The sequence below is a fragment of the Streptomyces sp. NPDC029152 genome (assembly GCF_055564355.1).
Window position 1 is genome coordinate 1 of sequence record NZ_JBVHWR010000075.1, and the last position, 1,020, is coordinate 1,020.

Here is a 1,020-nt window from a genome sequence, read left to right on the forward strand (position 1 = left end):
CCCGACGGCGCGCGCACCCTGGTGCTGGGCTGGGGCTCGACCTACGGGCCGATCACCGCGGCGGTGCGGCGGCTGCGGGCGGCCGGGGAGGCGATCGCGCAGGCCCACCTGCGCCACCTCAACCCCTTCCCCCGCAATCTGGGCGAGGTCCTCACCGGCTACGACAAGGTGGTGGTCCCGGAGATGAACCTCGGCCAGCTCGCCACCCTCGTGCGGGCCAGATACCTGGTCGACGCCCGCTCCCACACCCAGGTCAACGGCATGCCGTTCAAGGCGGAGCAGCTCGCCGCGGCACTGAAGGAGGCCATCGATGACTGAGGCACTGAAGCTGGTTCCCAAGGCCGAGGGCGAGCAGTCCATGAAGGACTTCAAGTCCGACCAGGAAGTGCGCTGGTGCCCCGGCTGCGGCGACTACGCCGTCCTGGCCGCCGTGCAGGGCTTCCTGCCCCGCCTGGGCCTGGCCCGCGAGAACATCGTCTTCGTCTCCGGCATCGGCTGCTCCTCCCGCTTCCCGTACTACATGAACACCTACGGGATGCACTCCATCCACGGCCGCGCCCCGGCCATCGCCACCGGCCTGGCCACCAGCAGGCGGGACCTGTCGGTGTGGGTCGTCACCGGCGACGGCGACGCGCTGTCCATCGGCGGCAACCACCTCATCCACGCCCTGCGCCGCAACGTCAACCTCAAGATCCTGCTGTTCAACAACCGCATCTACGGCCTGACCAAGGGCCAGTACTCCCCGACCTCCGAGACCGGCAAGATCACCAAATCCACGCCGATGGGCTCCCTGGACGCCCCCTTCAACCCGGTGTCGCTGGCCCTGGGCGCCGAGGCCTCCTTCGTCGCCCGCACCATCGACTCCGACCGCGCCCACCTCACCGACGTGCTGCGCCAGGCCGCCGGCCACCCCGGCACCGCCCTGGTGGAGATCTACCAGAACTGCAACATCTTCAACGACGGCGCCTTCGACGCCCTCAAGGACCGCCGGCAGGCCCAGGACGCGGTGATCCGCCTCGA

Annotated in this window: 1 protein-coding gene and 1 pseudogene; both read left to right on the forward strand. The window is 69.8% G+C overall.

Features of this window, described 5'->3' with window-relative positions; all coding sequences use genetic code 11:
* A pseudogene (locus ACZ4V6_RS36595) lies at positions 1-318 on the forward strand (2-oxoacid:acceptor oxidoreductase subunit alpha); the annotation flags it as partial.
* A partial coding sequence (locus ACZ4V6_RS36600; protein WP_467835613.1) for a 2-oxoacid:ferredoxin oxidoreductase subunit beta occupies positions 311-1,020 on the forward strand: 710 nt, incomplete at its 3' end. The pseudogene ACZ4V6_RS36595 and the gene ACZ4V6_RS36600, both read left to right, overlap by 8 nt.